This window comes from Paenibacillus agaridevorans (assembly GCF_018604145.1).
GTDB lineage: Bacteria > Bacillota > Bacilli > Paenibacillales > Paenibacillaceae > Pristimantibacillus > Pristimantibacillus agaridevorans.
On sequence record NZ_CP075889.1, the window covers coordinates 2,700,923 to 2,717,696 of the forward strand.

Genomic DNA, 16,774 nt, shown 5'->3' on the forward strand with positions numbered 1-16,774 from the left:
CTCCAAAAAACGAATGCCGCCCGCTTGACTACAGTGTATCAAAAAAAATGCGCTCCGTAAACGGCGCCTCTGTCAATTTGCATGCAAGAGGCGCTCGATTTTCTGTTGAATGATTATCACTTTGTTAAAGGCTCGCCCATCTCCGCCGAAAATAAAGTAACGAGAGTTCCGTCCTCGCGGCGAACTCTAATAGCTCCGCTATCGTGGAGCGATTCTGGCACTCCCGATACCTCTCCTTGCGGCGTTGTCAGCAACACCTTTTGGCCGAGCGAGACTGCCAGCGACTCCCATAATTCGGCGATCGGCCGAAAGCCTTGCTGCAGGAACAGCTCGTACAGCTCTTCCCACTCCTTCAAAAAAGCCGCGATCAATTCCGTTCTGTCGAACGTTCGGCCGGCAGCAATGCGAAGAGACACGGCCTTCTCCAGCACTTCCTCGGGATAATCGTTAGCAGCGAGATTTACGCTGATGCCGACACCTGCGACGATGTGTTTTAGACGTTCGTCTTCGGCAGCCGACTCCAGCAAAATGCCGCTTATTTTGCGGCCATCGATGAGGAGATCATTGGGCCATTTAATGCCGACATTTAGCTCCGTTACACGTCTAAGACTTCGGCACAACGCAACTGCCGTTAAAAGCGTAAGCTGCGGAGCGCAGTGGATCGGTACGGATGGCCTTAACACCATGCTCATCCAGATTCCTTTGCCATAAGGCGAAACCCAACCGCGGCCCATTCGTCCCCTGCCGTTTTTTTGCTGCTCCGCAATGACGAGATAACCTTCGGCTTCCCCTTGCTCCGCCGCGTTTCGAGCTAAGTCCTGCGTGGACGTCACCTCGCCTTCTACAAGCAGTTTTTTTCCGAACGATCTCGTATCCAATGTTTTGGCAATCGTATCGGCATCCAGTCGATCAGGCTGGAAAATAAGCTTGTAACCCAGCCTGGTCGAAGCCTCGAATTCGTAGCCCGCTCCTTCCAGCTTCTTGATGGTTTTCCAGATCGCCGTACGGCTGACGTTAAGCTCCTCGCTGAGCCTCTCGCCCGATAAGTACTGTCCGGGATGATCGCGGAACAATTGCGAGAGTCTATCCATACTCATCTTCTAACCCCCTAATCCTCTTCTCTGGCGATGGCAGCAGCTAACAACAGGGGTTTGACGTTATCCAAACGTCCAAGAGCGGTTTGGAGCATGAGATGGTCCAGGCTTTCCTTAAGCCAAGGACCCGGCTTTTTGCCAAGCGCTTTGGCAAGCTCCGCTCCATTTAAGTCTAGATCCTTGACGGACCGCACCGGAGCATCATGCAATAGTTTATTCATAGCCCTTAGCGACGAAGGAGATAAGATTGACAGAACGGAGTTCCGAGGTATGCTCGCTTGGATAATAAGCCAGTCAGAAGCCGAAGTCGCGCCGTGATGCAGGAATAATCCGGCGAATCTCTCCATCATCTTCTCCAGCAAAAAACGGTCGGCTAGTTCTTTCAGTCCTGCGCGCATGGATTCGTGAATTCGAATAATGGGCAGGATCCGCTTTGATTTTTTGTTGGACATATGAAGCGACTCCAATGCAGCTTCGGCTTCCTGCAGCGTCCAAGACCCCGCAAGGAGAACCGACGCCCAACGGACATCTAGGTCGTTAATGCCCTCCAGGAAGCTCAGGTCGACTTGCCGAAGCGCTGGATCGCTGAGCTTGTCCACATTGCCCAACGGCAGCTTGGTCCTCGACAACAGCCCGCTCGCAAGCAGCCAGGTCAAACATCTTGCCGGACGGCTGCTTGCCATCATTTTGTCCAGCTCGGCTAGAATGCGCTCCATCGCGACATGCCGAAGCAGCTCTCGATGACGTTGCAGCGCCCGCCAGACGGACGCTGATGGGTGAAAGCCATAGACGCCGATAAATCGGATTGCCCGCACCATCCGAAGCGCATCCTCCATCAATCGATCGTCTGCATGGCCTACACAGCGCAATACGCCACGGCGCAAATCGCGCAATCCGCCGTAAGGATCGTGGATAACTCCTAAACCGCTTAAAGCCATGGCGTTTACTGTGAAATCCCGTCTTAGCAAGTCCTCATCCAGATCGGTCACATAGGTGACGGCGCTTGGCTTACGGTAATTCTCGTATTGCTCTTCCTTCCGGTAGGTCGTTACCTCGTATGGCGTACCTTCCAGCATGACCGTCACCGTACCATGGGCAAGCCCTGTCGGTATGCAGCGCGGGAACAGCTCCATCACTTCTTCCGGCTTCGCCGCGGTCGCGATATCGATGTCCTTAACGGGTATGCCCAGGATGGCGTCCCGAACCGCTCCACCCACGAACACAGCCTGATAACCCGCTTGCTCCAGCTGCCTTATGATCGGCAAACCCGCATTCATGGCAGGCGTAAGCTCAATTGTATTCATTCGCAGACAGGTTCGGGCAAGTTCGCCTCGATGCCCAGCACCCGATAATAAATTTGTTCGTATTGCGTGGTCACTTTATCGTTGCAGAACTCGAATCGAGCTCTATGCAAACATGCCTCACGGAACCTGGCAGCCAACACCGGATCAGTTAAAATAGCCTCCGCATTTCGAGCCATCTCTTCCACATCGCCAATATTGGACAGGAAACCAGTCTCGCCGTGCGTAACTAGCTCCGGAATCCCCCCCGCATTAGAACCGACTGTCGGAACGCCGCAAGCCATCGCTTCAAGCGCCACAAGGCCGAAGCTTTCTTTTTCCGATGGCAGGAGCAGCACGTCGGCAAGCGAGATGACCTGCGCGACATCCTCTTGTTTCCCTAGAAACTGCACCCGATCCTCAAGTCCCAGATTACGAATCATGCACTGAATCTTGGTTTGCTCCGGTCCTTCGCCTACAAGCAGCAGCCGCGATTTCACTTTTTTGGAGACACGCGCGAAAATATCCACGACGTCACTAACCCGCTTAACCGGACGGAAATTGGATATATGCATTAAAATCTTTTCGTCCGGCGCAGCGAAATCACGCCGCAGGCTTTCCACTTCGCGAGGATAATAAACCCGTTTGTCAACGAAGTTGTACGTCAGATCGATCGGCGTCGTTATATCGAGAAGTTTGCGGGTTTCCTGGATGAGATCATCCGATACCGCCGTCACGGCATCGCTTTGGTGAATGGCGAGCCGGATTAGATCCTTAAGCGATTCGTCCTGCGCGAGCACCGTAATGTCCGTTCCATGCAGCGTCGTTACCGTTTTTAAGCCATCGCAGCTCATTTGCTTGGCCAGATAGGCACAGACGGCATGCGGAATCGCATAATGGACATGCAAGACATCGAGTTTCTGCATCTTGACTACTTGAGCCATCTTGCTAGCCAGCGACAGATCGTACGGAGGATATTTGAACACGTAATAATCGTTTACTTCCACTTCGTGGAAAAATATATTTTTATGAAATTTCCCCAATCGGAACGGAATGCTGTGCGTAATAAAATGAATTTCATGCCCCCGTTCCGCGAGCAGCTTGCCGAGTTCCGTCGCTACGACGCCGGAGCCGCCCAATGTGGGATAACAGGTAATTCCGATTTTGAGTTTCCTGGTCATGATTGCCGCACCTCCTGCTGTAGAACCGCTATTCATATGTATTCCGGATTGGTTGTACGTTAGTTCTTTTCATTCAGCTCTTCGTTTAAAAGGTTGTTATGCCGTATGGTCGTTTGATCGCGAAACCTTCGGCATACTGCCAGCCTCGTCCTTGCGCGAGCAAATAGTCTCTCGCCTCAACCCGCTCCAAATATCCATTAGTGAGCGGAGTTGCAACAGAATCCGTTGTAGCGGACAGCTGGAATTGCGAACGATAAGCCTTAAGCGCTGCGCGCTTCTGCTCGTATACGCTCGAAACGTCTATCGCCAGCGATACTTGATCCATATCGTTTATAAAATAATAAATGAGCTGCTCCACCTGAACGGGAGGCAGATGGGACATATAATTGCGAAGCTTGGCATTAAATACGGCCTCTTCGATCAGCTTGCTGGCTTGCACATGATCGGGGTGACGATCAACCCAATACGGAGCGAAAACGAGCCTTGGACGCCATCTGCGAATCTCTTCGACTACGCGTTCGATGTGAGAGCCGCTTAGCGAAAGGCCTCTGTCCGGCAGAGACAGATTGGTCCGGGCAAATAAACCAAGCACCGCGGCAGCTGCTTCGGCTTCTTGCCGACGCAGCTCCACGGTGCCGTTGGATGACATCTCTGCTTGTGTCAGATCGCATATGACGATGCGCCGGCCGTCTTTTGCATGCTTCGCGATCGTGCCGCCCATGCCGATCTCCGCATCGTCGGCATGGGCGCCGAATACGAGAATATCGACGGACTCCATTATTCGCCCACTCCGGGCTTGTATTTGTGGACAAGCTCTCGCCATGCAAAATCGCCGCGTTCTACGGCCTTAACAAGCACCTCGGCAGTCGCGATATTTGTGGCTACCGGAATACCCTGCACGTCGCAGAGACGGAGCAATGCGATAATATCCGGCTCGTGCGGCTGGGCCATCAACGGGTCGCGAAGGAAGATGATGAGATCCATCTCGTTCTGCGCAACCATGGCGCCTATCTGCTGATCTCCTCCCAATGGCCCCGACATAAACCGGTGAATGGACAAATCTGTTTGCTCCATAATACGAGTGCCCGTCGTGCCGGTAGAATATAATTGGTGTGGAACGAAAACATGTTCGTATGCCGTAACGAAATTGACGATCTCGTCCTTCTTTCTGTCGTGGGCAATAAAGGCGATATTAAGCATGACGTACCCCTCTCTAGCTGAACAATGATAGGTTAGAAACGTTATGAATCCATGATGTTTCGATAACTAAGTTAATCCATGATGTGCTCGAAGCCGTAGATGAGCCCGGCATACGTCATTACCTTCTTGACCGCCACGTTCACGCCAGGCATATAACCTGCACGATCGTAAGAATCATGGCGAATCTTGAGTGTTTGGCCGTAGCCGCCGAAGATGACTTCCTGTTGAGCGAATACCCCCGGCAATCTGACGCTATGTATCCGGAAGCCGTTATAATAGCCGCCCCGTGATCCTTCAATTGTCTCTTCTTCCTTTGGGTTGCCTTGACGAAGCTCTTCGCGAACCTGCGAGATCAGCTCCGCGGTTTTGATCGACGTGCCGGAAGGTGCATCCAGCTTCTGATCGCCATGATATTCGATAATTTCGACATGAGGCATATATTTGGAGGCCTGCGCTGCGAATTTCATCATAAGAATGGCGCCAATCGAGAAGTTCGGCGCGATCAGTCCGCCGATTCCCTTCGACTTGCAGAGCTCGTCCAGCTCCACAATTTGTTCAGGCGTAAAACCCGTCGTTCCGATGATTGGACGAACACCATATTCGATTGCGGTCTTCGTATTGCCATAGGCCGCCTGCGGTACTGTAAAGTCGACGAGAACATCGGCCTTGGCCGAACTGAGCGCTTCGTCCAGCGTCGCGCTGACGATTACGCCGCAATTGGGCTTGCCCGCGAAAACGGCGGCATCAACAGGTCCTGACGAAGGGCTGACAGCAGCTACAAGCTGAAGCGTTTCATCCTCCAGCACCATTTTTACGACCTCGCGCCCCATTCGGCCGGCTGCTCCGATTACCGCTACTTTAATAAGCTCAGTTGACATGACGATCACCCTATCCTTTGCTATTCTTCCTTATCTTCCGCCTCGTGTCGGCGTACAGCCGTCGTGCCGCTGCATGCTGAGGGTCCAGCTTCAAAGCTTCTTTGACAAGCTTGCCGGCACGCTCATAATCGCCTTCCGTATAGCGCACCATCGCAAGCGTATAAAAACCGTCAAAGCTTAACGGATCCAGCGAGATCACTTCCGCAAGCTTATCTCCCGCTTCCAGAAGCCGCGGCGGTACCGATGCGAGCAGTACGCCGACCTCCTCAAGCAGCAGCTTGGAGCGAATCAACTCCGAATAATAAATGTATTCGGAGTTGTCCGGCTCAAGTGCGATAGCCGTGTCCGAATAATGTTTGGCCTTGGTCCACTTATTGCTTCTGGCGCAGGAAACCGCGCATTTATGATAATAGCCGGCATTGTCCGGCTCCGCCTTGATCGCGAGCTCGAACCAATGAATCGCGCTTTCGAAATCGCCATGAAGAATGTAGTCGTACGCCTTGCGTATGCAGCTTTCCCCGTCCATATCCGTCCCTTCCTCCTTGTACAGGATTGATGGTACAGCATATGTCGGGAGCTTGCTTACAGTTCGTTTTTATTTCTTCGTCCAGCGGTTCGCATCGCGCGTGTTGAACTTGTGCATCACTTTATTATGCGCTTCAGTCAGATCGATGTCGAGCGAATTCGCGAAACATGATAAAATAAACAGGATGTCCCCAAGTTCCATCTCGACACTGTTGTCCGCTTCGTCCGCTTTTTTAGGTTTTTCGCCATATTTATGGTTAATTTCCCTGGCCAGCTCCCCGACTTCTTCCGACAAACGGGCCATTAACGACAGCGGGCTAAAGTATCCTTCCTTAAATTGCGAGATATAATCGTCAACTTCGCGTTGAATATCCGCCAATGACTTTTCACTCATGACTGCGCTTCCTTTCCTGACAATCGGTATTCTTTTCTATGTTACCGTATTGCTCAGGCGAAAATCAATGTTTTTTCAAGGCTGTAAATTAGCCATACTAAGAGCAACAACCGCTTACAAACCGAAGGGGGTTTCTGTTCCATGAACCGCATCATGTCCCAAGCCAGAATCATATTGCCCATCCTCGTCGGTACCGCCGTCTACGCATTCGGCCTCCAATATTTCCTGCTGCCCAATTCATTAATGGAAGGCGGTGTAACCGGTATTGGAGTCCTGTTGAATTATGCAGCGGGATGGCCTCTCTCCATTACGACGCTGGTATTGAACATTCCGCTGTTTCTGCTTGGCTGGAAGGCTCTCGGCAAGCGACAGATGCTTTATACGATTATCGGCACTGTCTCCCTATCGTTGTTCCTGGCGTTGTTCGAAATATTTATCCGAAACCAATGGATCATTCCGTTTCACAGTTCCAACGACAACATGCTTATTGCGCTCTATGCAGGAGCCACCTTAGGAGCGGGTCTTGGCATCGTCTTCCGATTCGGCGGCACGACAGGCGGCATTGACATTATTGCCAGAATTTTATCAAGACGAGGCTTCAGCATGGGACAGATCATCCTTGTATTCGATGCGGTTATAATCGGCGTCTCCATGATCTACATATCGTTAGAAAAGGTATTGTATACGTTAGTTGTCGTATTCATCGCATCCAAGATCATCGATTTTATCCAGGACGGCGCCTATTCCGCCAAAGCAGCCTCCATTATTTCGGATCATAGCAAGGCAATCGCCGACCGAATAACGGTTGAACTGGAGCGAGGGGTTACTCTGATGCCCGCTAAGGGCGCGTTCTCCGGGCAAAGCAAAGAGATCGTCTATTGCGTCGTGGGACGGTACGAAACCCGCCGCCTCAAAAGCATTGTACGCAATATCGATCCCCGAGCGTTTATCGTTATTACCGATGTTCATGACGTTTTAGGTGAAGGTTTTAAGGAAGAGTAGCAATTGAACTACCTTTTAAGATTATTTGATGGATTTGACTCCGTAAGGCATCTGGCGGTATTTTCTCCATCCCACATAGGTCAGAACAGCCGATATCATCGTCCCCACAAAGAAAGCCCAACGCAGGGGGTATACAGCAGTAGCCGGCGCCAGGGCTGGCATGTCGCCGGTTTCTTTGCGGAAGATGTTATCCAGCACGGCAGCTGCCCCATCCAGCGATTGCAGTGCGTTTCTGAGAGACGTCGCTGCACGGGAACCTCTATCCGTTTTAAGCGCATTTATCCTCTTGTCCACGTAATCCATTTGTTGGATCAGCTCTTGAGTACGCATGCTGTGGCCGCTGATGGCAGCTGCCGCATCCATCCGAAACACATGCATCCGCATCGTCTCAAGCAGCGCGCCTGCGGCATTAGCTGCCGCCTTCGTATCGTTCGTGCTTCTCTTTAAGGCTTGTCCTATCAAGGCGACATCCTCTCGCAGCAAATAATCGTATTGCAGCCACAAGGAGCCATTGCCGCTGACGACGGCATCCAGCGACAATCGGACTTTGACGGCAAGCTCCCGCCATTCGTTGCCTGGCGCGCTCCTCGAAAGCGCCGTTTCAATGGCGGCCAGATCGGCTGCAACTGCATCCCAGCCCTCTGCATAACCATAGGAAAGCAGCAGCTTATTGCTCATCCCCTTCTGCAGCTTTTGCACTTGCATATAAGCAGACTGACGATTATTATTTATGGCGGCATTATACAACGCAATCCCTATCTCGTCCATCCGATATAACGAATCGTAAGGCTTCCCCGAAAACAAAGACAATGCCTGAGAAGTCGCTCCCGCTCCTCCCCAGACGACGCTCGCCGATCCGATTGTCATGAAGATACATATGATAAATGGAACTGCAACTCGTATTCTCACGAACATCTCCCCCCATAGACCATACTATGAGGAGTTGTCCAAGCTTATGACAGAGGGATCAGGATTTGCGGAATCGGCCCGCTAACCAGGCCGCGGCAAAACTCGCCAGCGAAAGCCCATACGTAAACAGCTCGACGGCGGCTCGGTCGTCTTCGAGCTCGTCAGGCAGCCACGGATTGACGTTAAGCGTGTAATCCACGGTGTCGTTAATCAGCAGCCAACCTAACGCCACGGCAAACGCCGCCGTACCGGCTTTCATAAACCTGACATATAGCAGCGCTTCGACAGCCATCGCAAGATGAGAGACGATCAGCATGTAATGGGTCCAATTTAACGCGTCTCCTTGCGCTGCCCCGGCTATGATCATCGAGACCGCCCAAATCCCGTATTTGACGGAAGTGACGACAGCCAGCGCTTCGACAATGACCCTTGCCATATTGGCGATGCGGGTAGGTTTCGTAATGGGGAATAGCAGATATAATAGTGACATAGTAAAGAATAAACTTGCTGTCGGAGAATCCGGTACAAACGGCAGCGTCCACAGCGGCTTGTTGACAGCTGTCCACTGCAATTGGCTGTCATACCAAATATACCCGTATATCGTACCGAGCAAGTTGCAAATAAACAACAGCCACAGAAATGATCGATTGAGCAGAAAACCTTTGCTCCAGAAGAAGGAGATCCCCATAACGTTCTTCCTTTCAAAAAGAACCTGACCGTATATTACCGATCAGGTTCTTGAAAATTAATTATTGAGTCTGTTTGGTCAGCCAAGATGCAATGGAGTCAATTTCTTCAGTAGACAGTTGGCCATTGTAAGCTGGCATTGCATTTCGACCGTTCGTAATCGTGTCCGCAATCTCTTCTTTGCTTAGGCGATTACCGATGCCGAGCAATGCAGGTCCTGCTCCGCCATTAAGATCAGCTGCGTGACAGCCGATGCATTGCGCTTGAATAATCGCTACTGCAGGATCATCGGGTTCGATAAAGGCTGCAGCCTTCTTAAGCGGATTCGGTCTTGGTTCGCCGCGTTCGATCGCTTCCTTCGCTTTTTCCGCGCGAACGTGATGTTCCGGTGTTTGACCGTTCTGATCCAGCATATGCTGGTAGTGGTCCCAAGATACGACCGTCAAGTATGTGCATGCTGCCAAAGACAGAATCATCAGCGACGAAGCGATTGGACGACGGTAGAAACGGCGTTCCTTCCCTGTATCGAGGAACGGAGCCAGGAACAACGCTCCAAACATAATCGCCGGGATGCCCATCGTGCCGAGCAATACATAATCTTGCGATACATATGGATATTTCAGAAATTGATACAGGAACAAAAAGTACCAGTCCGGCATCGGGATAAACGCGGTGTTCGTTGGATCCGCGGGATATCCCAGCGGAGCCGGCTCCGCGATCGTCCATGCCAGGAATCCCACAAGCACGACGCAGCCGACCATCCATTCCTTAAGCAGGAAGTTCGGGATGAAGGCTTCCGACTTGCCCGGGAACGAAGTGTAGTCGGGAGGCGTCTGGATGCCTGCGCCTTTCTTGACACGAGAGTCGCCGACGTAAACGACTTTCTCGTTCGATTTATGACCATGCGCCATAAGATAGCCCTCCTTCGCTTAAAGTGGTCCTGAAATGCCTTGCTTCCGGATCATCAAGAAATGCGCCGCCAGCATGGCGATCAGTGCGCCAGGCAGGAAAAATACGTGAATCGCGAAGAAACGAGTCAACGTCTGCGCGCCTACGATGTCGCCTCCGTACAGGAAGTCGGCGATATACGATCCGATGTACGGTACGGATGCCGCGATTTCAACCCCTACTTTAGTTGCGTAGTAAGCTTTGTTATCCCATGGAAGCAGGTAGCCCGTAAAGCCCAGACCCAGCATAATGAAGAAAATCAGCATTCCGACTACCCAGTTCATCTCGCGCGGCGCCTTATAGGAGCCGGTAAAGAAGACGCGAAGTGTATGTAGGAACATCATTACAATAACCAAGCTTGCGCCGAAGTGGTGCATGCCGCGAACAATCTGTCCGAAGGCAACCTGGTGCTGCAGGAAGTCAACGCTCGCGTAAGCGTTAATTATATCCGGCACGTAATACATCGTCAGGAACATGCCCGACAGGATCTGAATAACCGTGATAAAAAACGTCAAGCCACCGAAGCAATAGACGAATGCGGAGAAGTGATGCGCCGGGTTAACATGCTCCGGAACTTCATGGTCCGCCACGTCTCTCCAAAGCGGCGTAATGTCAAGACGTTCGTCGATCCAGTTGTATACATTCTTAAACATCTGAAATACGCCCTCCTTAGACTCTAGTGTTCGGTTTGATGGCTCCCAGATAAATAAAGCCTTGGTCGATCATGACGTCATACTCGTCGAGCGGCGTATTCGCGACGGTAATGTTTTTGCCGTCCTTCGAATAACGCGCGTCGTGACATGGACAGTCGTATTCGTTTTTCCCCTTCGTGTTCCAGGCAATCGTGCAGCCTAGATGTTTACAGACTGGAGACAACGCAAAGATCTCTCCTTGCTGATTCTTGGAGATCCAGGCAACCAGCTCCGGTTCACTTTCGTACCATCCATCAACCTGGTGAATTTTAAATTTAAATTCTTGCGGTTCGTTCGTAATCTTGTTTTCTTCGACAACCTTTACGAACGTGCCTTCTCCCTTCTTCTTGAGAAGAGGATCTACCGCAAAGCGAACCATCGGCAGCACGGCACCGCCCATCATAAAAGCCGTTGTGCCGCCAAGCGTGTATGACAGGAATTGACGCCGGGACATTTCTTTACGCTGAACGGGACGATGCGACGTCTCGTGTTGTTCATGATTACTCATCTTCTGTTCTAACCCCCCTTTGCCAACCATATCTCGCGTCTTGCCGCACGGCAAAAACACATGACGAACTAGGACATTACTTATAATAGCCTAGGTGCTTGGGAGCGTCAAGAATATGGCCCGATATTTGCGTCATTCTGGAAATGGCGTTCATTAATTTGTTGTCAATTTGTCACATTTGACCTGCTATGGCATTTGTTTTCCCCATAATTCGATCAAATTATACGAAACCTTGGCATTATGAAGGAGATCCGCCACTCCATAGCTCTCTAATTTGTGAACTCACGAATGCAGGCTGGAGACCTTCGCCGTTATCATCCTTCTGCAAAATGAGATCAGCGCCGGATAGGGTCATGTCCAGCAGCGGGTTGGCGGTTGCGACGATAATGTAAGCAAATCCCGCATCCCTGAGTTTATCGACATACCCTGCCAGGAAGACTCCTGCCCCCTCTGCTTCAGACAAATAATGACAAGCCGGATAAGTTACGACCCTGCCCTTAAAAGGGATCTCGACAAGATCCAGCACGTCTCTGAGCTGCTCCAGCTTCTCGGTAGCTTCGAAAGGCGACTCTCCCCCCGTCAAACCTGTTACGGGCAGCAGGCAGGTGTCCAGATAGGGCGACAGCTCGTCCCACTGCTCCTTTTCGATTTCACTGAATTTCATTCCGTATTCCCCGTTTCTCTTTTTTCCTCTCCCATCCTATCCTTACCATTCTACAAAAGAAAGCTTCCATTCGCCAGTGCGGAATGTTCCGACCTGTCGGGAAGCTTCTTTGCTCTATTGTTTCAGCTCATTCAGTTGCTTGACCAGACGGTAGAACGTATCCTCGTCGCCGTCTGCAAGCGCCTTATCGATGGCGTGGTGCAACTGCTTTGTTTGAAATTTGAGCACCGCTTCGTCCAGCACCATTTCTGCTGTCAAAGCTAGCATCGCCTCGTACGTTACTTTCATTTTGTCCATAGGATACACCTCCACATCGGCTCATGAGATCCTATATTCGATTCCTTTCGTTACGTAGCTTTCCATCGTCCTTCTCATTCGCTGCAAATCGTCATCTGTCAATTCTCTTACGACTCTGGCAGGCGTTCCGAGAGAAAGCGTATAGGATGGTACCTTCTTGTTCTCCGTAACAATCGAACCGGCCCCTATTAAAGCATATTCACCGATGTCGGCGCCGTTTAGTACGATTGCCCCCATTCCGATTAATGTGCCTCTGCCCACCTTGCATCCATGGATGATGGCGCTGTGGCCGACCGACACTTCATCTTCCAGTATAAGCGGCTGATCTGTATTGACATGCCCTACTACGTTATCCTGTATATTGCAGCGTTCACCGATGCGGATTGGCGCCAGATCGCCCCTTAGAACAGCATTGAACCATACGGTGCCGAAAGCTCCCATGGATACGTCGCCAATGATCCGCGCTCCCTCTGCCACATAGCAGTCTTTTTCGAACGCCGGAACGATTCCCTTGTAAGGTATGAACATATTGTATATACTCTCCCTTCTCTACCTCTATTGGTGGGAGAGATTTTACCAATCGGCGAAGTCAAAGTCAATGGGCCAGCTTCAATCCCTTTCCCGAGACGATTGCTTCTCCTGCTTTCGTCATCTTTACAACCGTGCCGTACACGGGATGCTCCCCAAGTCTCAGCAACCCCAGATGCATCATAACCGTCATGACCCTTCGCTCCATAATCGCGTCGGCATCATCGTAATAATAAGGCTTTACGAAAGGTAGCAGCACCTTTTTGATCGAATCTGCGCTTACCCATTCTCCAGCGAGCGCACCTATCCAGTGAACGAGCGACAGCAAGTTCGCTACGGGCCCCTTATACAGACGGAGCCAATAAGCGTATAGTGCCTCGCGCTCCTCGGGCGGCACTCCCTTAAGACGCTCTAGTCCTTTGTCGGTGACGGAAAGGCATTCGTTTTTTTCGCTGAGATAGCCGTTGCTGGCACAGAAATCGTACAGCAGCGAGAAACGATCTGGATACACATTAAAGTGGCGGCCATACCCGAAGCGCCATGCTCCTTTGCCAGGCAGTTCCTCCCGTACGCTCATTCGGTCCAGAAGCTGCAGCAAAAACCGCTTGTACATCGACCCATCTGCTGTCAGCTGGATTTCATTATGGTGCACGTAGTGCAGCAGATGCTTGATATCTTCTGTCATGAGGTCCTGCTCGTCTCTGTACATCGGCGGATCATCCGTATAGACGAGCTCCTTCGCGAATCGGCGTTGAAGCGTCTCTTTAAATCTCGTCTTCAAATCGCGCGGCACTTGAAACAAGTAACGATTGGGGCCGCTGAAGCCATTGAATAACCAACCCTGATGCTTGAAGCGCGCAATCACGTCTCTAGGACTTGGCGGAGGAGCAGGCATCACGTTTTTTTTCCCGCGCTTTGCTTTGGATGTTGCCTTCTCGGGAGCCGCAATCTGCTCGATGCCGAATCGTGATTGCTGTACTCTCGCGATCAAATCCTCCAGACTGTACGATTCGCGCGCTTCGAACAACAACGAGTTCAGAAATCGCATTTCCTCCAGCTTCATGACATCGATCTGCTCCTCGAAAACGTCATGACGGCTAACTCTTGCCAGAATGGACTGGATAAGCTCATTTTTGGAATTTCCGTTGCACTCGCATTTATACACATCCGCTATTCGACTGAGCTGGCCGATATCCGCGTATCCGAGCATATCCGATAGGTTCATGGGTTACTCCTTTCTTCGCAGATCGGTTGAAATATCTTTCATGGCGATCGCTCAAAGGTTTTATTCCCATTATTGGACAATTCCGAATTTTAATACCTCATATGGAGAGAGAGTCCTTGGTCTTGTTTCAAAAACAGATTGGCCGCTACCTGGCAATTGTGACGAACGAAAGGTTTTGAGCCTCATTTAGGGCGTTCAGGTGCTTATCCTGTCTGGTAGTCAGACGAAACCATAAGCGATGCTAACGCCAATAGCTGCTAATCAGAGTTACTTTACGATCCATCGGCGTTTTTAACGCCTACAGCTGCTCGTTCGCCTACTTTTTGGAGCCATAAGCGTTACTAACGCCTATGAACGCTAATCTGAGTTACTTTCCGGTCCATCGGCGTTTTTAACGCCTACAGCTGCTCGTTCACCGACTTTTGGAGCCATAAGCGTTACTATCGCCTATGACTGCTAATCAGAGTTACTTTACGATCCATCGGCGTTTTTAACGCCTACAGCTGCTCGTTCGCCTACTTTTTGGTGCCATAGGCGTTTCTAACGCCTATGAACGCTAATCTGAGTTACTTTCCGGTCCATCGGCGTTTTTAACGCCTACAGCTGCTCGTTCCAACCTATTGTTCACAAGTCTTGGAGTTACATCATTTCCAAACAAAAAAACCGCTCATTCGCCCATGTGGACGAATAGCGGCTTTTTATTGCTTCACGGTATCCAGGTGTTGCGTACAATTATGAAGGACCGGCTCCCACTTCTCTTCGTTCAACGACAGGATCGAGTAAGACAAATTGCCGAGGCGTTGATCTTGAAGCGTGGAGCACATCGCTTGCAGCAGATGGGCAATGAAGCTGCCGTGCGATACGATAAGAATGTTGCTCGCCTCTTCCGCTCTCGCCAGCTCTGAGATCAAGCTCATCCCTCTGGCCCGCATCTCCGCATCAGATTCCGCGCCTAACTTCAGACTTCGCCAGTCTGCCCCCCACTTTTCGACTCGCTGCGGCTCTGTCGTTCCTTCAACCTCGCCGAAATAACGTTCTCGCAGCCTTGTATCCGGCGCGAGCAACGGCACCTGCAGCCGGTCTGCAATAATTTCCGCGGTTTTCCGGGCACGGGCCAAGTCGCTGGACAACACGGTATCCCAGATTTTTTTCTCCGTACTCAGTCTTTCCGCAAGAGCAGCAGCTTGCTTCAAACCTCTCTCGTTGAGCGGAATATCCGTCTGGCCTTGAAGTATGCCTGCGGCATTCCAATCTGTTTCTCCATGCCTAACCAATCCGATGAACAATGGATTTCACTCCTTCTGTCTGCGTGCGTCTTGCCGTAGGTTCGATCAGTGCCGCGTACGGGACAGCCAGTTCATAATGAGAAGCGCCATCACCAGGCCTAGAAGCGAGAGCGCGACGTAATATTGCGGGAATGTCGGCACTACCTGCAAGACGAACGGATCGCTGATACTGGCAACCGGTACTTCCGCGTAAAAGCCGGTAGCGCCGAACACATCGTCTCCCGAAGCTTTAGCCGTATCAATAAGCCCGGTCATCGCCTGCATTTGAGCTTGGGTGGGCGCATCTCTGTAATCGAATACGAATACAAAGAAAGCGACGGCAAACATCGCCATACATGCCGCGATCAATATCGACATGTTGCGCCGGAACGACTTGGAAAATTGATAGCTTTTGCTCGGGACCGGCATGAACCACGATTGCTCTGCATAAATGCGGTCCATCACGTTACGAGTAACATGCTCGGAAGGTCCTATGACGACTTCCTGCTCCGATAACTCCCGGATCAGACTGTCGCTTTCTTCCCATAAGCCGAACAACGTCGAACAATCCGGGCAGTCCAGCAGGTGCGCTTCCATCTCAATTCGAATCCCGTCGTTCTCGGACATGTCTCCGTACATCGGGAGTTTATCCTGAACTTCCGCACATCTCATCTTATATTCATCCCCTCGAATGGCTCCATTGATGTCATTCCTCCGAAATACGGCTCGAGCTGCGTCTTCACGCTGGCTCTTGCACGGAACAGAAGCGACTTGACGGAGCTGACCGATTGTCCCAGAATGCTTGCGATCTCTTGGTAATCGAGTTGGTCATATTCTCGCAGAATGAGCGCGGAGCGCTGTTTCTCAGGCAGATTGTTAATGGCATCCCTTACCATGGTCATTCGCTCGTTGCGCAGCAATTGCTGCTCGGGCGCCAAATCCGGCGACGCCAGCGGCTCAAAGCCGGCTTCATCCAGCGAGACGTTAGCCGCCTTGCTTTTGCGCAGCTCGCTTAGCACCGTATTGCGCGCAATCGTATACAACCATGTCGAAAAGGAAGCGTCCATCTCCCTGAAGGAATGCAAACTCCGATAGGCTTTATAGAATGTTTCTGAGCATAAATCCTCGGCAAGCAATTCCAGCTTCGAGCTCTTCAGCATATGGAAGATAAAGGCCATGATCTTACGCTGATACCGGCTCATTAGCTCGGAGTACAGGTCGACATTGCCATCCTTTATCTCACGTATAAGCTGGGAATCAGTCATGACAGGCGAACCTCCTCCACCTGCAGGTTATTCCCGGACCACCTGTAACATTGTACTGGTTCGGGAGCCAAAAGTTGCGGTCGAATTCAGAAATTGTGAATGAAGTCCGCGGTAATTAAATATTCGAGTTCCATTATCAAATTCCTGCTTCTTTCGACAAAAAGGATATTTATCCTTCATCCCCCTTTTGTTCCAATAACTAGCGAATGGGTTCCGATAACGAAAAAACGGC

21 protein-coding genes are annotated in these 16,774 nt (G+C 51.1%); 1 reads left to right on the forward strand and 20 read right to left on the reverse strand.

Annotated elements, in window-relative coordinates; all coding sequences use genetic code 11:
- Positions 1 to 116 precede the first annotated feature (116 nt).
- The 8 genes from KJW29_RS11215 to KJW29_RS11250 all read right to left on the reverse strand — a co-directional run bounded on the left by KJW29_RS11215 (position 117) and on the right by KJW29_RS11250 (position 6,552).
- Positions 117 to 1,097, reverse strand: coding sequence for a biotin--[acetyl-CoA-carboxylase] ligase (locus tag KJW29_RS11215; protein ID WP_214629856.1), 981 nt, complete (start codon positions 1,095 to 1,097; stop codon positions 117 to 119).
- A gap of 11 nt (positions 1,098 to 1,108) precedes the next feature.
- Positions 1,109 to 2,398, reverse strand: a complete 1,290-nt coding sequence (locus KJW29_RS11220) for a CCA tRNA nucleotidyltransferase (RefSeq protein WP_214629857.1) — start codon at positions 2,396 to 2,398, stop codon at positions 1,109 to 1,111.
- On the reverse strand, positions 2,395 to 3,555 hold the full coding sequence (bshA, locus tag KJW29_RS11225) for an N-acetyl-alpha-D-glucosaminyl L-malate synthase BshA (protein ID WP_087566969.1): 1,161 nt from the start codon (positions 3,553 to 3,555) through the stop codon (positions 2,395 to 2,397). The genes KJW29_RS11220 and bshA overlap by 4 nt, the downstream gene beginning before the upstream one ends.
- 85 nt (positions 3,556 to 3,640) lie before the next feature.
- Positions 3,641 to 4,336 (reverse strand): bacillithiol biosynthesis deacetylase BshB1, encoded by a 696-nt coding sequence (gene bshB1, locus KJW29_RS11230; protein WP_214631096.1) that lies wholly within the window; start codon positions 4,334 to 4,336, stop codon positions 3,641 to 3,643.
- Positions 4,333 to 4,755: a methylglyoxal synthase gene (mgsA, locus tag KJW29_RS11235; protein WP_214629858.1), complete on the reverse strand. Its 423-nt coding sequence runs from the start codon at positions 4,753 to 4,755 to the stop codon at positions 4,333 to 4,335. The genes bshB1 and mgsA overlap by 4 nt, the downstream gene beginning before the upstream one ends.
- A 71-nt stretch (positions 4,756 to 4,826) precedes the next feature.
- Positions 4,827 to 5,633, reverse strand: coding sequence for a 4-hydroxy-tetrahydrodipicolinate reductase (gene dapB / locus KJW29_RS11240; RefSeq protein ID WP_214629859.1), 807 nt, complete (start codon positions 5,631 to 5,633; stop codon positions 4,827 to 4,829).
- 10 nt (positions 5,634 to 5,643) lie between these two features.
- The gene (locus KJW29_RS11245) at positions 5,644 to 6,159 is read right to left on the reverse strand and encodes a tetratricopeptide repeat protein (RefSeq protein WP_214631097.1); all 516 of its coding nucleotides are present in this window, start codon (positions 6,157 to 6,159) and stop codon (positions 5,644 to 5,646) included.
- Between the two features lie 69 nt (positions 6,160 to 6,228).
- Positions 6,229 to 6,552: a nucleotide pyrophosphohydrolase gene (locus KJW29_RS11250; protein ID WP_087566973.1), complete on the reverse strand. Its 324-nt coding sequence runs from the start codon at positions 6,550 to 6,552 to the stop codon at positions 6,229 to 6,231.
- A gap of 141 nt (positions 6,553 to 6,693) precedes the next feature.
- Here KJW29_RS11250 and KJW29_RS11255 point away from each other — a divergent pair, with 141 nt between their 5' ends.
- The gene (locus tag KJW29_RS11255; protein WP_214629860.1) at positions 6,694 to 7,554 is read left to right on the forward strand and encodes a YitT family protein; all 861 of its coding nucleotides are present in this window, start codon (positions 6,694 to 6,696) and stop codon (positions 7,552 to 7,554) included.
- 21 nt (positions 7,555 to 7,575) lie between these two features.
- Here the strand turns inward: KJW29_RS11255 and KJW29_RS11260 are convergent, their stop codons facing one another.
- From KJW29_RS11260 to KJW29_RS11315, 12 genes are all read right to left on the reverse strand, one after another.
- Positions 7,576 to 8,463, reverse strand: coding sequence for a sporulation protein YpjB (locus KJW29_RS11260; RefSeq protein ID WP_214629861.1), 888 nt, complete (start codon positions 8,461 to 8,463; stop codon positions 7,576 to 7,578).
- A gap of 58 nt (positions 8,464 to 8,521) precedes the next feature.
- The gene (locus KJW29_RS11265; RefSeq protein ID WP_214629862.1) at positions 8,522 to 9,151 is read right to left on the reverse strand and encodes a DUF1405 domain-containing protein; all 630 of its coding nucleotides are present in this window, start codon (positions 9,149 to 9,151) and stop codon (positions 8,522 to 8,524) included.
- Between the two features lie 61 nt (positions 9,152 to 9,212).
- Positions 9,213 to 10,061, reverse strand: coding sequence for a menaquinol-cytochrome c reductase cytochrome b/c subunit (locus KJW29_RS11270; protein ID WP_214629863.1), 849 nt, complete (start codon positions 10,059 to 10,061; stop codon positions 9,213 to 9,215).
- A gap of 18 nt (positions 10,062 to 10,079) precedes the next feature.
- Positions 10,080 to 10,751 (reverse strand): menaquinol-cytochrome c reductase cytochrome b subunit, encoded by a 672-nt coding sequence (qcrB, locus tag KJW29_RS11275; protein WP_087566978.1) that lies wholly within the window; start codon positions 10,749 to 10,751, stop codon positions 10,080 to 10,082.
- Positions 10,752 to 10,767: 16 nt separating this feature from the next.
- Entirely contained in the window at positions 10,768 to 11,298 is a 531-nt protein-coding gene (locus KJW29_RS11280; RefSeq protein WP_214629864.1) for a Rieske 2Fe-2S domain-containing protein, read from the reverse strand.
- Positions 11,299 to 11,536: 238 nt separating this feature from the next.
- On the reverse strand, positions 11,537 to 11,962 hold the full coding sequence (locus KJW29_RS11285) for a DUF2487 family protein (RefSeq protein ID WP_214629865.1): 426 nt from the start codon (positions 11,960 to 11,962) through the stop codon (positions 11,537 to 11,539).
- A gap of 114 nt (positions 11,963 to 12,076) precedes the next feature.
- On the reverse strand, positions 12,077 to 12,259 hold the full coding sequence (locus tag KJW29_RS11290) for an IDEAL domain-containing protein (RefSeq protein WP_108996161.1): 183 nt from the start codon (positions 12,257 to 12,259) through the stop codon (positions 12,077 to 12,079).
- Positions 12,260 to 12,280: 21 nt separating this feature from the next.
- Positions 12,281 to 12,787 (reverse strand): gamma carbonic anhydrase family protein, encoded by a 507-nt coding sequence (locus KJW29_RS11295; protein WP_087566981.1) that lies wholly within the window; start codon positions 12,785 to 12,787, stop codon positions 12,281 to 12,283.
- A 67-nt stretch (positions 12,788 to 12,854) separates the two neighbouring features.
- A complete protein-coding gene (locus tag KJW29_RS11300; RefSeq protein ID WP_214629866.1) occupies positions 12,855 to 14,012 on the reverse strand; it encodes a hypothetical protein in 1,158 nt (385 codons plus the stop codon).
- 698 nt (positions 14,013 to 14,710) lie between these two features.
- Positions 14,711 to 15,298, reverse strand: a complete 588-nt coding sequence (locus KJW29_RS11305; RefSeq protein ID WP_214629867.1) for a histidine phosphatase family protein — start codon at positions 15,296 to 15,298, stop codon at positions 14,711 to 14,713.
- A 45-nt stretch (positions 15,299 to 15,343) separates the two neighbouring features.
- Positions 15,344 to 15,916 (reverse strand): anti-sigma factor family protein, encoded by a 573-nt coding sequence (locus KJW29_RS11310; protein ID WP_214629868.1) that lies wholly within the window; start codon positions 15,914 to 15,916, stop codon positions 15,344 to 15,346.
- A gap of 29 nt (positions 15,917 to 15,945) precedes the next feature.
- On the reverse strand, positions 15,946 to 16,542 hold the full coding sequence (locus tag KJW29_RS11315) for an RNA polymerase sigma factor (RefSeq protein ID WP_087566985.1): 597 nt from the start codon (positions 16,540 to 16,542) through the stop codon (positions 15,946 to 15,948).
- Between the last annotated feature and the right edge of the window lie 232 nt (positions 16,543 to 16,774).